The organism is Streptomyces candidus, assembly GCF_014207445.1.
Lineage (GTDB): Bacteria > Actinomycetota > Actinomycetes > Streptomycetales > Streptomycetaceae > Streptomyces > Streptomyces candidus.
In genome coordinates this window covers 261,333-277,916 of sequence record NZ_JACHEM010000012.1, presented here as the reverse complement: position 1 = coordinate 277,916, position 16,584 = coordinate 261,333, and the positions used below count along the sequence as shown (strand labels likewise).

Here is a 16,584-nt window from a genome sequence, read left to right as displayed (position 1 = left end):
GGCGCCTGGGTCGGGCCCTTGGCGGCGGGCCCCTGGGGGGCGGGGGGGGGGGGGCGGGCGGGGGGGGGGGGGGGCCCCGGGCCCGGGGGGGGGGGGGGGGGGGGCGGGGGGGCCCCCCCCCCACGCCCGCTTTCCCCGCCCGTCCGTTCGTCCACTACGGGGCGCCGCGCGGACCGCTCTCCATCGGCGAGGGCGCGTCCTTCGAGGTGTCCGACGAGGCGGTCCTCGGCGCATCGGCCCTGGGTGGGCTGCCGTTCACGGTGGGGTGGACGGTGATGGTGCGGCGGCTGCGGGAGACGGACCGGCGGGCGCGGCCTCGCGGGTAACCCCGGAGTGCTGTGCAGGTCACAGGGCCGGGCAGGTGCCGTCCTTCGGGGGTGTGCCGTTGACGAGGGTGCGGGTGAGGGCGGCGTCGACGCACGGGTTGCCGGTCCTGGCGAGGCCGTGTGTCCGGCCGCCGACCTTGAGGAGGGCGGCGGGGAGGCGCTCGGCGACGGCCTGCGCCCCGGCAAGGGGCGTACGGACGTCCTCCTCGGCGTTGACGGCCAGGGGCCGGGGGGCGGCGGGGGCCCGGATCGCGCCGAGCGGGGCCCGGCTGCGGGGCCAGGACGGGCAGGCGGAGTAGAGGGCTGCGTAGGAGGGGGCGGCGTCCTCGTAGCCCGACTCCCGCGCGGTCTCGCCCAGTTCCTTGAGCACGCCCTCGGTGGTCTTCGGCCAGGCGTAGTCGGCGCAGTGCACGCCGAGGTCGAAGGCGGCCGTGCGCGGGGGGTTCCGGACGGCCTTGGCGACGTCCCTCGGGAAGCCCTTGTCCGCGTACGCCTTGAGGTCGGCGAGAGCGGTCGCGTCGGCGCTCGCGGTTCCGCTGTCCGTCGTGCCCTGCGCCTTGTCGACGGCACGGCTGAAGCCCGGCCAGTCGGCGGGCGTGACCATGACGGCGGTAGCCGCTCCGAGAAGGTGGTCGGTCCTGGCGGCGACCGCGCCGAGGACCTCGTCCGGCTCGGGCGCGATCGCGCATTCCGCCGGGCCGGACGCGGCGCACCAGGAGCGGAACCCGGCGGTGCGGTCGCGCAGCTCCCGGGCGGCCTTCTCGGCCGGGGTGAGGCCCGCGGTTCCGACGGCCTCCTCCAGGGAGGCGCTGTGGGAGAGCACGAAGGGCACACCGCGTTCCGCCGGGTCGGCCGTGCCGTCCAGGACGGCGGCGCGGACGCGACCGGGGTGGGTGCGCAGGTACTCCTGGGCGACGAGGGTCCCGTACGAGACGGTGAGGAGGCTGAGCTTGTCCTCGCCCAGCGCGAGGCGGAGGGACTCCAGGTCTGCGACCGAGTCGGCGGTGCCGAGGTGGGCGGTCAGCTCGCCGTACTTGGCACGGCACTTGGCGACGTACTCGCGCGCGGACTTCTCCACGGCCTCCGGGTCCGCCTTCGCGAGGTCGGCGGGTGCGGTCTCTTCGAGCCGGCGCATGGCCCCGGCGGGCTCGCCGCAGTCGACCGGGGTGCTCGCCCCCGAGCCGCGCCGGTCGAAGCCGACGATGTCGAAGAGGGCGCGGAGCTGGGGCGGAAGGAGGTTCGCGGCGGTGTAGCGGCCCTGGAGCCCGGGACCGCCGGGATCCATGACCAGGACGCCGAGCCGGCGCTTGCGGTCGGTGGCGGGAAGGCGGGACACGGCGAGGTCCAGGGTGCCGGAGCCGGGGTGTGCGGCGTCGACGGGCACCTTGAGGGTGGCGCATTCGCGGGTGGCCTGCCCGGTGAGGGGGCAGCCGTCCCAGTCGGCCTCGGGAGTGGGCACGGCGGGCGGGGCCGAGGAGGTGGGCGGCTTCGTGGCGGCACCGCCGTCGCCGTCGTCCTTTCCCTGACCGCAGGCGGAGAGAGCGAGCACCAGGGCGGCGCAGAGGGCGAGGCCGTGCCGGGCGCGGGGCAGCGGGGGTGCGGCCGTTGCACGAAGTCCGGGCCCGCTCTCTGCTGCCACGTCTCACACCCTTCGTCGTCGTCGTCGCCCGCCGCGGCGGTCGGGACGTTGCGTTGCCGCGGTGCGGAGCGGCGTTCCGCTGCGTCTGCCCGCCCTTGCGCCGGGGAACCGTCGTCAGGCCGGCCGCGCACGCAGTCCGCGTTTCCGCCGCCCGCCGCCCGCCGCGCTTCCGGGCCACGGTTCCCGTGCTCCGACGCGCCCCCGTGCCCGCGCGCGGAGCTGTCCTTGGCCGCCGACGCCCCGTCCCCGTGCTCAGTGACGCAGCGCCTTGCCGATCTCCGCCTCGATCTCGCCCTGGAGCGACCGGTTGCTGCGCGCCGTCGCCTTCGCCTCCTTGCCCGCGGCGACGTCCTTCAGGTTGACGACGACCGCGTCGAGCAGGTTGCCGCTCTTGTCGCGGAAGTTGACCTGTACGACGTAACTCTGTTCCTTGTCCTTCTTGTTGCTGGCGGTGACCTCGACGGCCGACCGGTCGCCGTCCGCCTTGACGTCGCCGGTCCTGACCTCGTCCTTGGCGTCCTTGCCGTCCTTGACGTCGTTCATCTTCGCCGAGGCGGACGCGGACGCGGAGGCGTAGGCCTCCTTGGTCCGGCCGGCGGCCTCTCCGGCCTTCGCGGTGGCGGACGCGGCCGCTTCGCCCGCGTTCTTCGTGGCGTCGGAAACGGCGTTCGAGGCCTTGTCCTTGTTCTCGTCGCTGCACGCGGAGACGGAGAACGTGAGGAGGCAGGCGACGACGACGGCGCCCGTGGCGCGCAGGGCGGCGGTGCAATTGATCTTCATGCGGACCACCCTGCGTCGCCGCGGGCGTTCCCGCGAGGCGGGTGGTCCATCAGGGTGCGAGCGCCACGCCCTCGCGGCCCCGCGCGGCTCAACCCCGCCCCGCGTGCTCCTCGCCCCCGCGCCCCGCATGGCCCGCCCGCTCGCGGCTCCCGTGCCCCGCGGCCCCCGTGCTCCCGCCCCCGCCGCGGCGCCCGGCCACCCACCGGGCTGCCCAGGTCAGCGCCGCCAGGGCGAGGCCCGCAGCCCCGGCCGCCCATGCCGTGCTGCGCAGCGGCGAGGTCACCGTCGAGTACAGCGCCTCCGCGGCCGGGGCACCGGTCTCCGCGGTGAGGTGGGAGAGGGCCACGTCGTGGGTGATCGTGAGAGCCAGGGCGAGGAGGAGCGCGCCCGCGGTGAGGGCGAGACCGGCGAAGGCGAGGGTGTGCAGGCGGCGGCCCGGTACGGCCAGGAGCACGGCCAGTGCCGCGAGCGCCAGGACGAGGGGCGGCAGCCAGCGGCCGGCCGGGGCGAGGAAGCGGTGGGCGGTGCGCCAGGTGTCGAGCTGGTCCGTCCGGACCAGGACGATGTCCGTGTGGACGACCGGGATGCTTCCGGCGAGCGGCACCCCGTCCGCCGCGAGCTGCTGCTTCAGCTCCTCGGTGACGGGGGCGAGGTCGACGCTGACGGTGTCGCCGCTGCCGCGGGGGGCGGCGAGTGCGTCGCGGAAGGCGTCGTGGGTGACGCGGTTCACCGTGTTCCAGGCCGTGCGGTAGGCGTCCGTGCCGGTGAAGGATCGGGCCGCCTCCCCGAGGAGGCGTTCCGTGCCGTCCTGGAACGGGCCCAGGTCGATCTTCTTCATCGTCTCGCTGGTCAGCCGTTCCGCGACCGCCCGCTGTACGTCGGGGTTGTCGGCGAGCGGCGCCATCGTCTCCACGTACCGTCCGGTGTCCTCGACCTCGCGGTCCGCCCACACCGCGACCACGCCGACCGGCACGAGGAGGGCGACGAGGAGGAGCAGCAGGACGGGAAGGTACGTGCGGAGGAGACGGCGCATCTGCCCAGCCAAGGGCAGCGCGGCCGTCGGCGCCAGCAGTGTGCCGCCGCAGTGGTGAGGGCCACCGACGACCACCGTTGATCCACTTGCTGGTTCACCCGTCCGGGTGTGACCTGGTGGGGCGGGGGATTGACCCGGGACGGCTCGCGCTACGCGGGCCGGCGACCTTGAGGAGTGTCCCGATGGGCACACACGCAGCGGTACGGGACGCAGGCCGCGGTGCGGCCGGAGCCACACGGGCGAGCTGGGCGCTTCCTCTCTTCCTCGGCCTCGTGTACGGCGGCTACGCGGCCTTCATGGCACGCGGCACCGGCCCGCTGACCGGCGCGAACGTCCTGTTCGGTGTTCTGTGCGGGCTGGTCCTCGCCGCCCTCGCGTACGGGGTCGGCCGGATCGGAAAGGTCCTCGACGCAGGCCCGCGGGCCTTCTCGTACGCGGTCGTCTTCGGCTCGGCGATGGGCTTCCTGCACAGCCTGGCCGACGGCAGCGTCCTCGGCTCGGTGGTGCTGGGGCCGGCCCTCGGCGCGGCGATGCTGGTGGCCACGTACTACGCCCTGTCCACCCGGCCCGTGAAGCCCGTCAGGTACCACGCCCGCGCGCTCCCCAGTGGCCGGAAATAATTCATCTATGACGAACTTCCTTCGGCTACGGTCGACTTCGCGGCAGGCGTCGCAGCCGCGCACCGTCCCGGAGTAGCACACCTGTCGGTCCGGGACGACCGAAGGACGCCTTGAGAACGGGGAGTTGAGCCACCACACATGAGTACGAGCAGCCCCACCACCCGCCCGGACATCGCGATCGAGACCACCGGCCTGGTCAAGGTCTTCGGTGCGAACCGCGCCGTCGACGGCATCGACCTGCGCGTCCCGACCGGCACCGTCTACGGCGTCCTGGGACCCAACGGCGCGGGCAAGACCACCGCCGTGAAGATGCTCGCGACGTTGCTGCGCCCCGACGGCGGCAGCGCCCGGGTCTTCGGCAAGGACGTGGTGAAGGACGCGGACGCGGTACGTTCCCTGGTCAGCCTCACCGGGCAGTACGCGTCCGTCGACGAGGACCTCACCGGTACCGAGAACCTGATCCTGCTGGCCCGCCTCCTCGGGCACTCCAAGGCCGGCTCACGTTCCCGGGCCGCCCAGTTGCTCGAAGCGTTCGGGCTCACGGAGGCGGCAGGCAAGCAGGTCAAGAACTACTCCGGCGGCATGCGGCGCCGCATCGACATCGCCGCCTCCATCCTCAACACCCCCGATCTGCTCTTCCTGGACGAGCCGACCACCGGACTGGACCCGCGCAGCCGCAACCAGGTCTGGGACATCGTGCGGGCGGTCGTCGCGCAGGGCACGACGGTCCTGCTCACCACCCAGTACCTCGACGAGGCCGACCAGCTGGCGTCCCGCATCGCCGTCATCGACCACGGCAAGGTCATCGCCGAGGGCACCAAGGGCGAGCTGAAGGCGTCGGTCGGCTCCGGCTCCGTACACCTGCGGCTGCGGGAGGCCGAGCAGCGGGCAGAGGCCGAGCGGATCCTGACCGACGCCATGAACGCGGTGGTCCAGCTCGACGCGGATCCCGTCGCGCTGACAGCGACCGTCGACGGGCAGGGGACCGACCGCGGCGCCGCCGAACAGGCCGCCCGCGCGCTGGCCGCCCTCGCCCGCGCCGACATCACCGTCGACAGCTTCGCGCTGGGTCAGCCCAGCCTCGACGAGGTCTTCCTGGCCCTCACGGACAAGAAGGGGGCAACGGCATGAGCGCACCGGCCACCGCCCAGCAGGACCAGAAGGACGATCTCCTCCTCGCGGCCCCCAAGGTCGACGAACTCGCGGCGCTGCTGGTCGCCAAGGACCGGCCGCCGCGTCCCAGCGCGCTGTCGGCCTCCCTCACCTTCGGGTGGCGGGCCATGCTGAAGATCAAGCACGTGCCGGAGCAGCTGTTCGACGTGACGGCGTTCCCGATCATGATGGTGCTGATGTACGCGTACCTCTTCGGCGGGGCGCTCGCCGGATCGGTCTCGGAGTACGTCCAGTTCCTGCTGCCCGGCGTTCTCGTGATGTCGATCGTGATGATCACGATGTACACCGGCGTCGCGATCAACACGGACATCTCGAAGGGCGTCTTCGACCGCTTCCGCACCCTGCCGATGTGGCGGCCCGCCCCGATGGTCGGCTACCTGCTGGGCGATGTGATCAGGTACCTGATCGCGTCCGTGGTGATCCTGGCGGTGGGCCTGGTCATCGGCTACCGGCCGCAGGGCGGCGTGCTCGGCGTCCTGGCGGGAATCGCCCTGCTGCTGGTCTTCTCGTTCGCCTTCTCGTGGATCTGGACGATGTTCGGTCTGCTGCTGCGCTCCGAGAAGTCCGTGATGGGCGTCAGCATGATGGTGATCTTCCCGCTGACGTTCCTCTCCAACGTCTTCGTCGACCCGAAGACGATGCCGGGCTGGCTCCAGGCCTTCGTCAACAACAGCCCGGTGAGCCATGTGGCCTCCGCCGTACGGGAGTTGATGGCGGGCAACTGGCCGGGCGCGGACATCGGGTGGTCGCTGGGCTGGGCGGCGTTCCTCCTGCTCGTCTTCGGGGCGGCGACGATGCGGCTCTACAACCGGAAGTGACGAGCGGCTCGGCGACGGGGGCGGCCGACTGCGCGTCGGCCGCCCCGGTCCACCCGCCCCCGTCCACCCGCCCCGTTCAACCGCCCGCCCGTCTCGTGCGCCCGCCCCCCCGTCCGCCCGGCCGGAGCTGATCAGTCGAGCCCTAGGTCGGCCGGCTGCCGGGCGAAGGGGACCACCTCGTCCCCGTCGCCCTGGCCGCGCGCCGCCCGGTCCCGCACGAGTCCGGCGAGCTCCGTCCCCGCCCGCCCGATGCGGCGCGGCAGGTCACCGGTGTACGCGTCGCCCTCGGAGCCCCAGTCCTCCGACGCCGCGAACACAGCCGTCGGGACGACCAGCGCGCGGAAGTAGGAGAAGAGCGGGCGGACCGCGTGTTCGAGGGCCAGCGAGTGCCGGGGGGTGCCGCCGGTGGCGGCGATCAGGACCGGGGTCCCGGTCAGCGCGTCCGGGTCGATCAGGTCGAAGAAGGACTTGAAGAGGCCGCTGTAGGACGCGGAGAAGACCGGCGTGACGGCGATCAGTCCGTCCGCCCGCGCCATCGCGTCGATCGCCTCGCGCAGGGCGGGGTTCGGGAAGCCCGTCACGAGGTGGTTGGCGATGGCACCGGCGAGTTCGCGCAGTTCGACGAACCGGACGGAGGTGCCGGGCAGTTCGGCCCGGACCGCCTCCGTCAGGCGGTCCGCCAGCAGGCGGGTGGACGACGGGACGCCCAGCCCCGCCGAGACGACGACGAGCTCGGTCATGACGCCGATGCCTCCTGCTTGTCGGCCGCGCCAACGGCGGCGGGGACGGTGACGGTCGTGCCGGCGGACGCCCGCGGCCCGGCGACCCGGGCCGCGTGCGTGGGCCCGCCCGGGACCTGCTCGGGGCGGCCGGCCGCGAACTCCTTGCGCAGCACCGGTACGACCTCCTCGCCCAGCAGGTCGAGCTGCTCCAGTACGGTCTTCAGCGGCAGCCCCGCGTGGTCCATCAGGAACAGCTGGCGCTGGTAGTCGCCGAAGGTCTCGCGGAAGGTCAGGGTCTTCTCCACGACCTCCTGGGGGGAGCCGACGGTCAGCGGCGTCTCGGCGGTGAACTCCTCCAGGGAGGGCCCGTGGCCGTACACCGGGGCGTTGTCGAAGTACGGACGGAATGCCCGTACCGCGTCCTGCGAGTTCCTGGCCATGAACACCTGGCCGCCGAGGCCGACCATCGCCTGGTCGGGGGTGCCGTGCCCGTAGTGCGCGTAGCGCTCGCGGTAGAGGTTGACCAGCTTCCGGAAGTGGTCCTTCGGCCAGAAGATGTTGTTCGCGAAGAATCCGTCGCCGTAGTACGCGGCCTGCTCGGCGATCTCGGGCGACCGGATCGAGCCGTGCCAGACGAACGGCGGCACGCCGTCCAGGGGGCGCGGGGTGGACGTGAAGGACTGGAGGGGCGTGCGGAACTTCCCCTCCCAGTTCACCACGTCCTTGCGCCACAGCTCGTGCAGCAGCGCGTAGTTCTCCACGGCGAGCGGGATGCCCTGGCGGATGTCCTTGCCGAACCACGGGTAGACCGGGCCGGTGTTGCCGCGTCCCATCATCAGGTCGACGCGCCCGTCGGCCAGGTGCTGGAGCATCGCGTAGTCCTCGGCGATCTTCACCGGGTCGTTGGTGGTGATGAGGGTCGTGGAGGTGGAGAGGATGAGGTTCTGGGTGCGGGCGGCGATGTAGCCGAGCATCGTGGTGGGCGAGGACGGCACGAACGGCGGGTTGTGGTGCTCGCCGGTCGCGAAGACGTCGAGGCCGACCTCCTCCGCCTTCCGCGCGATGGCGACCATGGCCTTGATGCGCTCGTGCTCGGTCGGGGCGCGTCCGGTCGTCGGGTCGGGCGTCACGTCGCCGACGGTGAAGATTCCGAACTGCATGGCGTTCATCGGGGCCACCTCAGAGTGTGTCGACAGGGCGCGTTCCACATTCTGGTTGAATGTTTAACGACTGCTCCAACGGTGTGCCCCGACGCTCTATTCCCGGGTCCGCACCCGCCCCTCGCGGGACGCGTCTAGCCCCCGGTCGTCCCGTCCGCCAGCTCGCGCAGGATGTCGAGGTGGCCGTTGTGCCGGGAGATCTCCTCGACGAGGTGCATCAGCACCCAGCGCAGGGTGGGCCTGGTGCCGTCCCCGGACGGCTGTGCGGCGAGAGCGTCCAGGTCGGTGCGGGCGATGAACGCGTCCCAGTCGGCGCACTTGGCCCGGTACTCCGCGATCAGCTCCTCGATGGACACCCCTTCGACCACGCGCATCTCACCGTCGGGGTCCTCGTCCGTCCACGGGCCCTCGTCCCGGCCGCCGAGGAAGACGACGTCGAGCCACCAGTGCTCGACCCAGCGCAGGTGGCTGATCAGCCCCCACAGGGACATCAGCGGCGAGCCCGGCAGCGGTGCGGCCGTCGCGTGCTCGGCGGAGACTCCCTCGCACTTCTCCCAGGCGGTGCGCCGGGCGTATTCGAGGTACTTCGTCAGGGTGGAACGTTCGTCCCAGGCGGCGGGCTTGTCGCTGCGTGCCGGCGCGTTCGCCGTGTCGGTTGTCATCGAGGGGATGGTGCCCCTGCCCGCGGCAACTGTCGAGCGATTAAGCGAACCGGGGCGCGCGCACTGTCCCCGATGGGGTGACCCCTGCACGAATCCGCCCCCGGGCCCTCCCCGGCGGGTGCACGCTGCCGGGATGTCCACACGTACCGAAGCCCCCGCCGACGCCGCCACGGATGCCCGTACGGACGCCCGCCCGCCCGTGCCGCCGCCGATCCCGCCCACCTGCCCGCACTGCCGTCAGGGAGTGCTGTGGAAGGACACCAGGTCCGAGATCCGCGAGCAGGACGAGCACCACTGGCGCTGGTGGTGCGGCAACTGTCAGAAACGCTTCCGGCCGACAGAGGAGCATCTGCGGCGCTTCTCCTGACCGGCCTCACCGCTCCCCGGACACCCTCTCCGGAGTCAGCTCCCCGGCGATCACCTCGCGGGCCACGCTCGTCAGCCGCTTGCCGTTGCTGCGGGCGTGCCGCCGCAGTAGGGCGAACGCCTGGTCCACGCCCACCGCCAGCCGGGCGGCGAGGACCCCTTTGGCCTGCTCGATGAGGACGCGGCTCTGCAGCGCGGTGCGGAGCTGGATGTCGGTGACCCGGTGGGCGGCCAGGATCCGTTCGTGCACGAGGCCGATCGCGGCGGCGTCGGCGAGTGCCTGTCCGAGCCGTACGTCGAGGCCGGACAGCGGTCCCTCGCCGGTACGCAGGAGCAGCAGGCTGCCCAGGCGCTCGCGGCGCAGCCGCAGGGGCAGTGCGCACGCCCAGGTGTACGAGGCGCGGCGGGCGAGCGGCGCGAAGACGGGCCACCGCGCGTCGGCCCGCGAGAGGTCGATGCGCGTCAGGTCCTCGGCGCCGGTTCCGTCCTCGGCGTGGCAGTCCAGCGCGGGACCCTCGTCCGCGGTGACGCCGAGCAGTTCGGCGAGGGCGTCGCCGGGGTCGCAGGGCGCGACGGCGCGCAGTGGCTCGTCGACGGGGGAGATCAGTACCGCCGCAGCCGACACGTCAAGCAACTCGCGGCAGCGAGCGGTAAGTTGTTGCAGGAAATCAATGACGTCGAAGTCGTCGACGAATGTGTCGGCGAGTGCGACGAAGGCGTCCGCCAGTATCAGCTCGCGTTCCTTGGTCATGGTCGGATACCTCGGCTCCTACGGCTTCGACTCCTGGCGCTTCCACGGTTTGTGCGTTTCTCCACGTCTCTCCACGGTGTTCAGGGCGGCTCCCGCCCGGTGTCTCTCCGTCCGCGGTCGTCGGCCGGCCGGAGCCGCCGTGCGACGGCGTCCCGTGCGACGGCGACGCTGGGCCGGCCCCGCGCGAACGCGTACGCGCGCAGCCGCCCCAGGGCGGTGGCGAGGTCCGCCCCGAGGTCGACGCACAGCATGCCGGTCGCCTGGTGCACGACCGCCCGGTGCGGTGTGCCGTGCGGCTCGTCCCTCACCTGTACGCCCGTTCCGCCCCGTGACGAAGTGGCCGGCAGATGGTGGGTGAGGGCGTCGCGGAGTGCCAGTGCCGCAGTGAGTCCCTCATCGGTGAGGTCCCGCGCCTCGCACCGGTGCCCGGTCAGCGCCCCGACCCGGACCGCCCCGAGCCTGAGCGGGAGGCCGAACACGGACTGTACGCCGAGTCCGACCGCACCGGGAACGAAGCCGGCCCAGCGGGAGTGCGGCAGGTGCCTTACGCCCGCGAGCACGTGCAGGGAGCCGTCCCTGGCCGCCTCGGCGCCGGGCTCCTCCGCCGAGCGTGCACTGCGGGTCGTCCGGGCGTGCCGCCAACGGGGCGCTGTAGCAGTCCAGTTCGCCCCACGGCGGGCGTGGCGGCGGACGCGGACAGCCCGTCCAGCCCCAGCAACCCGGCGTACCGCGCGGCTCGCTCACCGGACGGCCCGGCGCCCGGGGCGCTCAACGAGCGGACCGGTGCGTCCAGTTCTCTGATCGGGAAAAGCCGCCATGCGTCATCACTCCGAGCGCCGTGAGCCGGACCGCGCCCCACGCCCCGTGCTGCCGCACTCCGCCCAACGACGCGCCCTTGCTGTCCTTCCAGGATGTCCGTCCGGCGTGCGTGCCTTCAAGTGCCCCCGGCGGCAGGGGGAGAGGCGGGTAAGGGCGCATCGGTGCGGGACGCGGTGGCTTCGCGGATTCCTGTTGCTGCACCTGAGTGACCCTGTCGCGCGCCCCTCGCGTGGGTACTGCGCCGACCGGGTGCTCGGTTGTCACAGTCGGTCGATGCGACGAGTCGGATTCACACGCGGGTGTGCGGTGTCGGTGTCGATGGCCGCTTGTCTCGTGCTGGGCGTGAGCGCGGACGCGGGCGCGCATGCGGGCGGGGGCCTGAGCGGTGGTGCGGGCGGTGTGGTGCCGGCCGCCGAGCCCGTGCCCGGGGCGGCGGAGGTCGAGCGGCTGTACCGGGAGGCGGGGGCCGCCGTGAAGGCACACGAAGCGAGCCGGAAGGCGGTCGGGCGGGTGCGCGGTGAGGTCGTACGGCTGCGGGCCGCGGAGGGCGTCGAGCGGGCCCGGCTCGCCCGGTTGCGGGACGCGGTGGGGGAGTTGGCGCGGAGCCAGTACCGGCGGGGCGGCGGCTCGCTCGTGCACACGGCCGGACTCCTGGCCGCCAGGTCGCCCGAGGACATGCTGGAGCGGGTGTCGCTGGCCGGACGGGGCGGACACGCGACGGCGACTCTGATGGCGCGCGTCCGGGAGTCGCGGGCGCGGCTCGCGCGGGACCGCGCCGCGTCCACGAGGGTGCTCGGGAAGCTCAGGGCGGAGTCGGCGCGGCGGGCGGCGGCCCGGCGGACCGTGGAGAAGAAGCTCAGGGAGGCGCAGGGACGACTGCGCGCCGCCGAGGAGAGGCGGCGTGCGGCGGCGAGCGGGGCGGGCCGCCTGTGGGGCCGGGCGGCGGGGGGAGCCCCGGGTCCCGCGTGCGGCAGCGGAGCCGGCGTACAGCCGCTGGGTCGGCCGCCCGCACCGTCCGGCCGGGCCGCCGCCCCGCGGTGGGTGAAGCCGGTCGATCCCGCGCCGCTGTCGTCGGGCTTCGCGGAGACGGGCGACCGCTGGGCGCACCGGCACACCGGCCAGGACTTCGCGGTGTTCGACGGCGAACCGGTACGGGCGGTGGGCGACGGGACCGTCCACTTCCTCGGGTGCGGGGACGGCTTCGGGAAGCAGGTGATCCTGCGGCACGCGAACGGCTACTACACGCAGTACGCGCACCTGTCCGTCTTCGCGGTGCGCGAAGGGCAGCGGGTGGTGGCGGGCGAGACGATCGGGCTGTCCGGTCGTACGGGCAACGTGTCCGGCCCGCACCTGCACTTCGAGGTGCGCGTGACGCCACAGCTGGGGTCCGGTGTCGACCCGCTGCCCTGGCTCCGGGAGCACGGTGTCACCGTGTGAAAACCCGCTGCGAAGGTCACCGCCCGGCTGTTTGGATGGGGCGGATGAGCACGGTGGTGGTACGCAGACGGCGGGACGCGGATCTCGTCGCGTGCGTACGGATGCTACGGGCCGTGCACGAGGCGAGCGGATACCCGCGCGACTGGCCCGCGGAACCGGCGGGCTGGCTGGTGTCGAACGACTCCCTCGGCGAGTGGGTCGCCGAGTCCGCGGACGGCGAGCTCGTCGGGCACGTGGCACTGACGGCGGCGGACCCGGCGAGGGGGGACGTCGCCCCCGGCCTGTGGGACGGTGCCGGGCAACCCCTGGCGGTCGTCGCGCGGCTGTTCGTCTCCCCGCACGATCGGGGCGGCGGGGCGGGCCGCGCTCTGATGCGTCAAGTGGGCCGGGCGGCAGAGGAATCGGGGCGGCAAGCCGTGCTCGACGTGGTCGCCGCCGACACCGGAGCCGTTGCCTTCTACGAGCGGATCGGGTGCCGGCTGCTCGGATCGGGCGAGCAGGACTGGGGCGGAGGCGAGGTCGTCGGGGTGCGGTGCTACGCGGTGCCCGCGCCGTCGGCCACGCCGGACGGGGCAGCGACACGCACGGCGGCAGCACCCCGCACCGAAGCCCCGTCGGGTACGGCACCACTGCCACGTACGGCAGTGCCATCCCCCACCACAGCGTCGAACGAGGAGAGCTCATGACCGAATCCACGAACCCGGCCGCGCAGTTGGCGGTCACCGACCCCCAAACGCTGCATCCCATGGCCGGTCAGCCACGGGTGGCCCTGCTGAAGCCGCTCGTGAAGTCGCCGCTGATCGAGGTCGGGGAGTACTCGTACTACGACGATCCCGACGACCCGACCGCCTTCGAGTCGCGGAACGTGCTCTACCACTACGGGCCGGAGCTGCTGCGCATCGGCAAGTTCTGCGCGCTGGCCACCGGGGTGCGCTTCCTCATGAACGGCGCCAATCACCGGATGGACGGCCCGTCGACGTTTCCGTTCCCGATGATGGGCGGGGCCTGGGGGCCGCACGCGGACCTGCTGGCGGACCTGCCGGTGCGCGGGGACACCGTCCTGGGCAACGACGTGTGGCTCGGGAACGGCGTGACCGTCATGCCGGGCGTGCGGATCGGACACGGGGCGATCGTCGCCGCCGGGTCGGTCGTGACCTCGGACGTGCCGGACTACGCCGTCGTCGGCGGCAACCCGGCGCGGCTGATCCGCAAGCGGTTCACGGACGAGGAGATCGCCCGGTTGCTGGCGGTGGCCTGGTGGGACTGGCCGGTCGAGCACCTGACGGAGCACGTGCGGGTGGTCATCGCCGGGACCGTGGACGAGCTGGCGGCGGCCGCGCCGAGCTGAGGCGCCGCGGCAGCGCGGCGCACGGCGGGCCGTCCGGGCGGGGTGAGGGCCCGGACGGCCCGTCGGCCCGTCGTGCCTACAGGCCGGACGTGCTTACCGGTCGAACGTGTGCACAGGCCGAACGTGCTTACAGGTCGAACTCGTGCGGCGGCAGGTCCAGCGTGTAGCAGGCCTCCCGTACGACGGCCTGCTCCGACTTGTCGAAGTCGCCGTCCGCACCGCCGATGACGATGCCGATCTGGATGACCGCGCGTGCCTCCGCCGGCTTCTTCTTCGCCTTGGCGATCTCCTGGAGAACGCTCACCTTGCCGAACGCGAAGTCCGCCGTCAGCTTGCCGCAGTAGTCGTTGAAGCGACGCTGGAGGTCGTCGGCGGGGAAGTTCTTCAGGACGTCGTTCGTGCCGATGAGGGCCGCCACGCGCTGCCGCTCGGCCGGGTCGATGCTGCCGTCGGCCGCCGCGACCAGCGCGCACATGGCCATGCTCGCGTCGCGGAACGAGCCGCTCTTCAGCTCGTTCTTCTTCGACTCCAGCTGGGTCTGCATCGTAGAGGCGGTTTCCTTGAGGCGGTCCCACAGGGCCATGAAGTGTCTCCGTCTTCAGGTGATGGATCTACAGCTTTGTAGAATCTAACAGGCTGTGAGCCGAAGGCGCTCCAAAGGGGCCGCCGGGAACACGGCAGAGGCCTGCCGGGGAACGCGGAAGAGGCCCGTGCGGTCGCCCGCGCGGGCCTCTTCCGGTGCTGCCGCTACTCCGCCGGGGTGGCGGATTCCGCGGGGACGATCGGCGCCGGGAGGGTCGTCGTGCCGGGGGCCTGCGGCGTCGTGGCGGCGCCCGGGATCTTCGGGAGCTCGGGCAGGCCCTTCAGGTCGGGAGCCGGGAGACCGTCGCCGAGCAGGACGGCGGCCAGCACGTTCACGCTGCCGGTGAGGACGGCCTTGACGGCGGTCGTGATGGCCTTCGGGTCGCCCGCCCCGAGGATCTTCAGCAACGCAGTGATGTCCGCCTGGAGGTCCGCCGCCGCCTGCACCTTCAGGCCCGCACCGGCCGGGGCCTTGGGCGCGGGGACCGGCTTGGCCAGCGTGGCCAGCGCCTCGTCGACGGGCTTGCCGAGCCGTGCCGCGGCGTCGGGGGCGATCTTGCCGTCGGGGGCCTTGAGTACGGCCCCCACCAGGTCGGCGACCGGCTTGAGGACGCCGGCGGTGTCCGCCAGGCTCTTCGCCTGCCCGGTGAGCGCCTCCGCGTCGGGGATCGGGCCGGGGGCCGCCTCGGAGGACACCGAGTGGTCGCTGACGACCGCGATGGCCGGGCCCGCCGTGCCCAGGACAAGGGCGCCGCACACGGCGGTCGAGACGAGGAGGCCGGCTCTGCGGGGCATGCGCATGGAGAGGGTTCCTTTCGGAGGTGCGAAGGAGCGGGGTGCTCTTCTCCACCGTCCGAAGGCTGTTGATCCAGCGCAATATTTCAGACACGGACCGTCATGGCCGACGGCTGCCCGCCAACGGGCGGACACCCCCGTGACCTCGTGTTTCCGGCCCGTTCCTGGCTCTGCGGACGCGCGTGACGCTGCGTCCGATCGAGCGAGTCAGGACCGTGCCGCCTGGGGCGGGGTCCCGGCCGCCTGCGGGGGTGTCCGGGGCGGGAGGGACGGTGGACCGTCGGGCCGGAACGGCGTCTCGCCGGTGAGGGGCTCGGCCGGGGGCGGCGACGCCGTTTCCGCCGCGATCATGTCCTCCATGCTCGGCGGGCCCGCGGTCGGCGGCTTGCGCCTCCTGCCCGGCATCCCCTGCAGCCGGGAGAACAGGGGCTCCGTCCAGCGGGCGGCCAGCGGGCCGATGACGACCAGGATCAGGACGTACGCGGTGGCGATCGGCCCGATGCGCGGTTCGGTGGCCACCGCCAGGCCCGCGATGACGATCGAGAACTCGCCGCGCGCGACGAGCGTGCCGCCCGCGCGCAGCCGCCCCTTGCGCCCGATGCCGGCCCGTCTCGCCGCGTACCAGCCCGTGCCGATCTTCGTGAGCGTCGTGACGAGCGCCAGGAGGAGGGCGGGGAGGAGTACCGGCGGGATGTCCGCCGGGTTTGTGGAGAGGCCGAAGAAGACGAAGAAGACAGCGGCGAACAGGTCCCGCAGCGGGGCGAGGAGCTTGTGCGCGCCCTCCGCGACCTCGCCGGAGAGCGCGATGCCGACGAGGAAGGCGCCGACCGCCGCCGAGACCTGGAGCTGCTGGGCGAGGCCCGCCACCAGGACGGTCAGGCCGAGCACGACCAGCAGCAGCATCTCCGGGTTGTCGGAGGACACCGCACGGCTGATCAGCCGGCCGTGGCGCAGCGCCGCGTACAGGACCAGCCCGACCGTGCCCAGCGAGATGAGGAGGGTGATGCTGCCGCCCGCCAGTCCGACGCCCGCGAGCATCGCCGTCAGGAGCGGGAGGTAGACCGCCATCGCGAGGTCTTCCATGACCAGGATGCCCAGCACGACGGGGGTCTCGCGGTTGCCGAGGCGGCCGAGGTCGGTCATCACCTTGGCGATGACGCCGGAGGACGAGATCCAGGTGACACCCGCGAGGGCGACCGCGCCGACCGCGCCCCAGCCGAGGACGAGGGCGGCGACCGCGCCGGGGACCGCGTTGAGGAGGAAGTCGACGATGCCGGACGGGTACTGCGTCTTGAGGCTGGTGACCAGTTCGCTCGCGCTGTACTCCAGGCCGAGCAGGAGCAGGAGCAGGATGACGCCGATCTCGGCGCCGACGGCGGTGAAGTCCTCGCTCGCCTTGAGCGGGATCAGCCCGCCGTGGCCGAAGGCGAGACCTGCCAGGAGGTAGAGGGGGATCGGGGACAGGCCTATTCGGCCGGCCAGGCGGCCGATGATCCCCAGGGTGAGGATGACGGCGCCCAGTTCGATGAGGAGAGCGGTGGTGTGGTGCAAGG

18 protein-coding genes are annotated in these 16,584 nt (G+C 72.9%); 7 read left to right on the top strand and 11 right to left on the bottom strand.

Features of this window, described 5'->3' with window-relative positions; translation table 11 throughout:
- Positions 1-345: 345 nt before the first annotated feature.
- The 3 genes from HNQ79_RS23270 to HNQ79_RS23260 all read right to left on the bottom strand — a co-directional run bounded on the left by HNQ79_RS23270 (position 346) and on the right by HNQ79_RS23260 (position 3,778).
- Positions 346-1,965, bottom strand: coding sequence for an alpha/beta fold hydrolase (locus tag HNQ79_RS23270; RefSeq protein WP_185034142.1), 1,620 nt, complete (start codon positions 1,963-1,965; stop codon positions 346-348).
- A gap of 252 nt (positions 1,966-2,217) precedes the next feature.
- Complete coding sequence (locus HNQ79_RS23265) at positions 2,218-2,745, bottom strand: FxLYD domain-containing protein (RefSeq protein WP_185034140.1); 528 nt, start codon at positions 2,743-2,745, stop codon at positions 2,218-2,220.
- A gap of 88 nt (positions 2,746-2,833) precedes the next feature.
- Positions 2,834-3,778: a hypothetical protein gene (locus HNQ79_RS23260; RefSeq protein WP_185034138.1), complete on the bottom strand. Its 945-nt coding sequence runs from the start codon at positions 3,776-3,778 to the stop codon at positions 2,834-2,836.
- A gap of 182 nt (positions 3,779-3,960) precedes the next feature.
- On the opposite strand from HNQ79_RS23260, the gene HNQ79_RS23255 reads away from it, so the two are divergent.
- The 3 genes from HNQ79_RS23255 (at position 3,961) to HNQ79_RS23245 (ending at position 6,389) form a co-directional block, all read left to right on the top strand.
- Positions 3,961-4,398 carry a hypothetical protein gene (locus HNQ79_RS23255; RefSeq protein WP_185034136.1) on the top strand — a complete coding sequence of 146 codons (438 nt, stop codon included), beginning with the start codon at positions 3,961-3,963 and terminating at the stop codon, positions 4,396-4,398.
- Between the two features lie 138 nt (positions 4,399-4,536).
- A complete protein-coding gene (locus HNQ79_RS23250) occupies positions 4,537-5,529 on the top strand; it encodes an ATP-binding cassette domain-containing protein (RefSeq protein WP_185034134.1) in 993 nt (330 codons plus the stop codon).
- Positions 5,526-6,389 (top strand): ABC transporter permease, encoded by an 864-nt coding sequence (locus tag HNQ79_RS23245; RefSeq protein WP_185034130.1) that lies wholly within the window; start codon positions 5,526-5,528, stop codon positions 6,387-6,389. Before HNQ79_RS23250 ends, HNQ79_RS23245 begins: the two co-directional genes overlap by 4 nt.
- Positions 6,390-6,520: 131 nt before the next feature.
- Here HNQ79_RS23245 and HNQ79_RS23240 read toward each other — a convergent pair whose 3' ends face one another.
- The 3 genes from HNQ79_RS23240 to HNQ79_RS23230 form a co-directional block, all read right to left on the bottom strand.
- Complete coding sequence (locus HNQ79_RS23240; RefSeq protein ID WP_185034128.1) at positions 6,521-7,129, bottom strand: FMN reductase; 609 nt, start codon at positions 7,127-7,129, stop codon at positions 6,521-6,523.
- Positions 7,126-8,271: an LLM class flavin-dependent oxidoreductase gene (locus tag HNQ79_RS23235; protein WP_185034200.1), complete on the bottom strand. Its 1,146-nt coding sequence runs from the start codon at positions 8,269-8,271 to the stop codon at positions 7,126-7,128. The genes HNQ79_RS23240 and HNQ79_RS23235 overlap by 4 nt, the downstream gene beginning before the upstream one ends.
- A 134-nt stretch (positions 8,272-8,405) precedes the next feature.
- Entirely contained in the window at positions 8,406-8,933 is a 528-nt protein-coding gene (locus HNQ79_RS23230) for a DinB family protein (RefSeq protein WP_185034126.1), read from the bottom strand.
- Between the two features lie 133 nt (positions 8,934-9,066).
- Between HNQ79_RS23230 and HNQ79_RS23225 the strand changes: the two genes are divergently transcribed.
- Positions 9,067-9,300, top strand: coding sequence for a hypothetical protein (locus HNQ79_RS23225; protein WP_185034124.1), 234 nt, complete (start codon positions 9,067-9,069; stop codon positions 9,298-9,300).
- Between the two features lie 6 nt (positions 9,301-9,306).
- On the opposite strand, the gene HNQ79_RS23220 is transcribed toward HNQ79_RS23225, so the two are convergent.
- Together HNQ79_RS23220 and HNQ79_RS23215 are read right to left on the bottom strand one after the other, a co-directional pair.
- Positions 9,307-10,050 (bottom strand): ANTAR domain-containing protein, encoded by a 744-nt coding sequence (locus tag HNQ79_RS23220; protein WP_185034122.1) that lies wholly within the window; start codon positions 10,048-10,050, stop codon positions 9,307-9,309.
- Positions 10,051-10,130: 80 nt separating this feature from the next.
- The gene (locus tag HNQ79_RS23215; RefSeq protein WP_185034120.1) at positions 10,131-10,610 is read right to left on the bottom strand and encodes an ANTAR domain-containing protein; all 480 of its coding nucleotides are present in this window, start codon (positions 10,608-10,610) and stop codon (positions 10,131-10,133) included.
- 532 nt (positions 10,611-11,142) lie between these two features.
- Here HNQ79_RS23215 and HNQ79_RS23210 point away from each other — a divergent pair.
- The 3 genes from HNQ79_RS23210 to HNQ79_RS23200 are packed head-to-tail and all read left to right on the top strand — an operon-like array spanning position 11,143 to position 13,654.
- Positions 11,143-12,306, top strand: coding sequence for a M23 family metallopeptidase (locus HNQ79_RS23210; protein WP_185034119.1), 1,164 nt, complete (start codon positions 11,143-11,145; stop codon positions 12,304-12,306).
- Between the two features lie 44 nt (positions 12,307-12,350).
- Entirely contained in the window at positions 12,351-12,992 is a 642-nt protein-coding gene (locus HNQ79_RS23205; RefSeq protein ID WP_185034117.1) for a GNAT family N-acetyltransferase, read from the top strand.
- Positions 12,989-13,654 (top strand): CatB-related O-acetyltransferase, encoded by a 666-nt coding sequence (locus tag HNQ79_RS23200; RefSeq protein ID WP_185034116.1) that lies wholly within the window; start codon positions 12,989-12,991, stop codon positions 13,652-13,654. Before HNQ79_RS23205 ends, HNQ79_RS23200 begins: the two co-directional genes overlap by 4 nt.
- Positions 13,655-13,781: 127 nt before the next feature.
- Here HNQ79_RS23200 and HNQ79_RS23195 read toward each other — a convergent pair whose 3' ends face one another.
- The 3 genes from HNQ79_RS23195 to HNQ79_RS23185 all read right to left on the bottom strand — a co-directional run bounded on the left by HNQ79_RS23195 (position 13,782) and on the right by HNQ79_RS23185 (position 16,582).
- On the bottom strand, positions 13,782-14,237 hold the full coding sequence (locus HNQ79_RS23195; RefSeq protein WP_185034114.1) for a tellurite resistance TerB family protein: 456 nt from the start codon (positions 14,235-14,237) through the stop codon (positions 13,782-13,784).
- A 164-nt stretch (positions 14,238-14,401) separates the two neighbouring features.
- The gene (locus HNQ79_RS23190; RefSeq protein WP_185034112.1) at positions 14,402-15,031 is read right to left on the bottom strand and encodes a hypothetical protein; all 630 of its coding nucleotides are present in this window, start codon (positions 15,029-15,031) and stop codon (positions 14,402-14,404) included.
- A 207-nt stretch (positions 15,032-15,238) separates the two neighbouring features.
- The gene (locus HNQ79_RS23185; protein WP_185034110.1) at positions 15,239-16,582 is read right to left on the bottom strand and encodes a cation:proton antiporter; all 1,344 of its coding nucleotides are present in this window, start codon (positions 16,580-16,582) and stop codon (positions 15,239-15,241) included.
- Between the last annotated feature and the right edge of the window lie 2 nt (positions 16,583-16,584).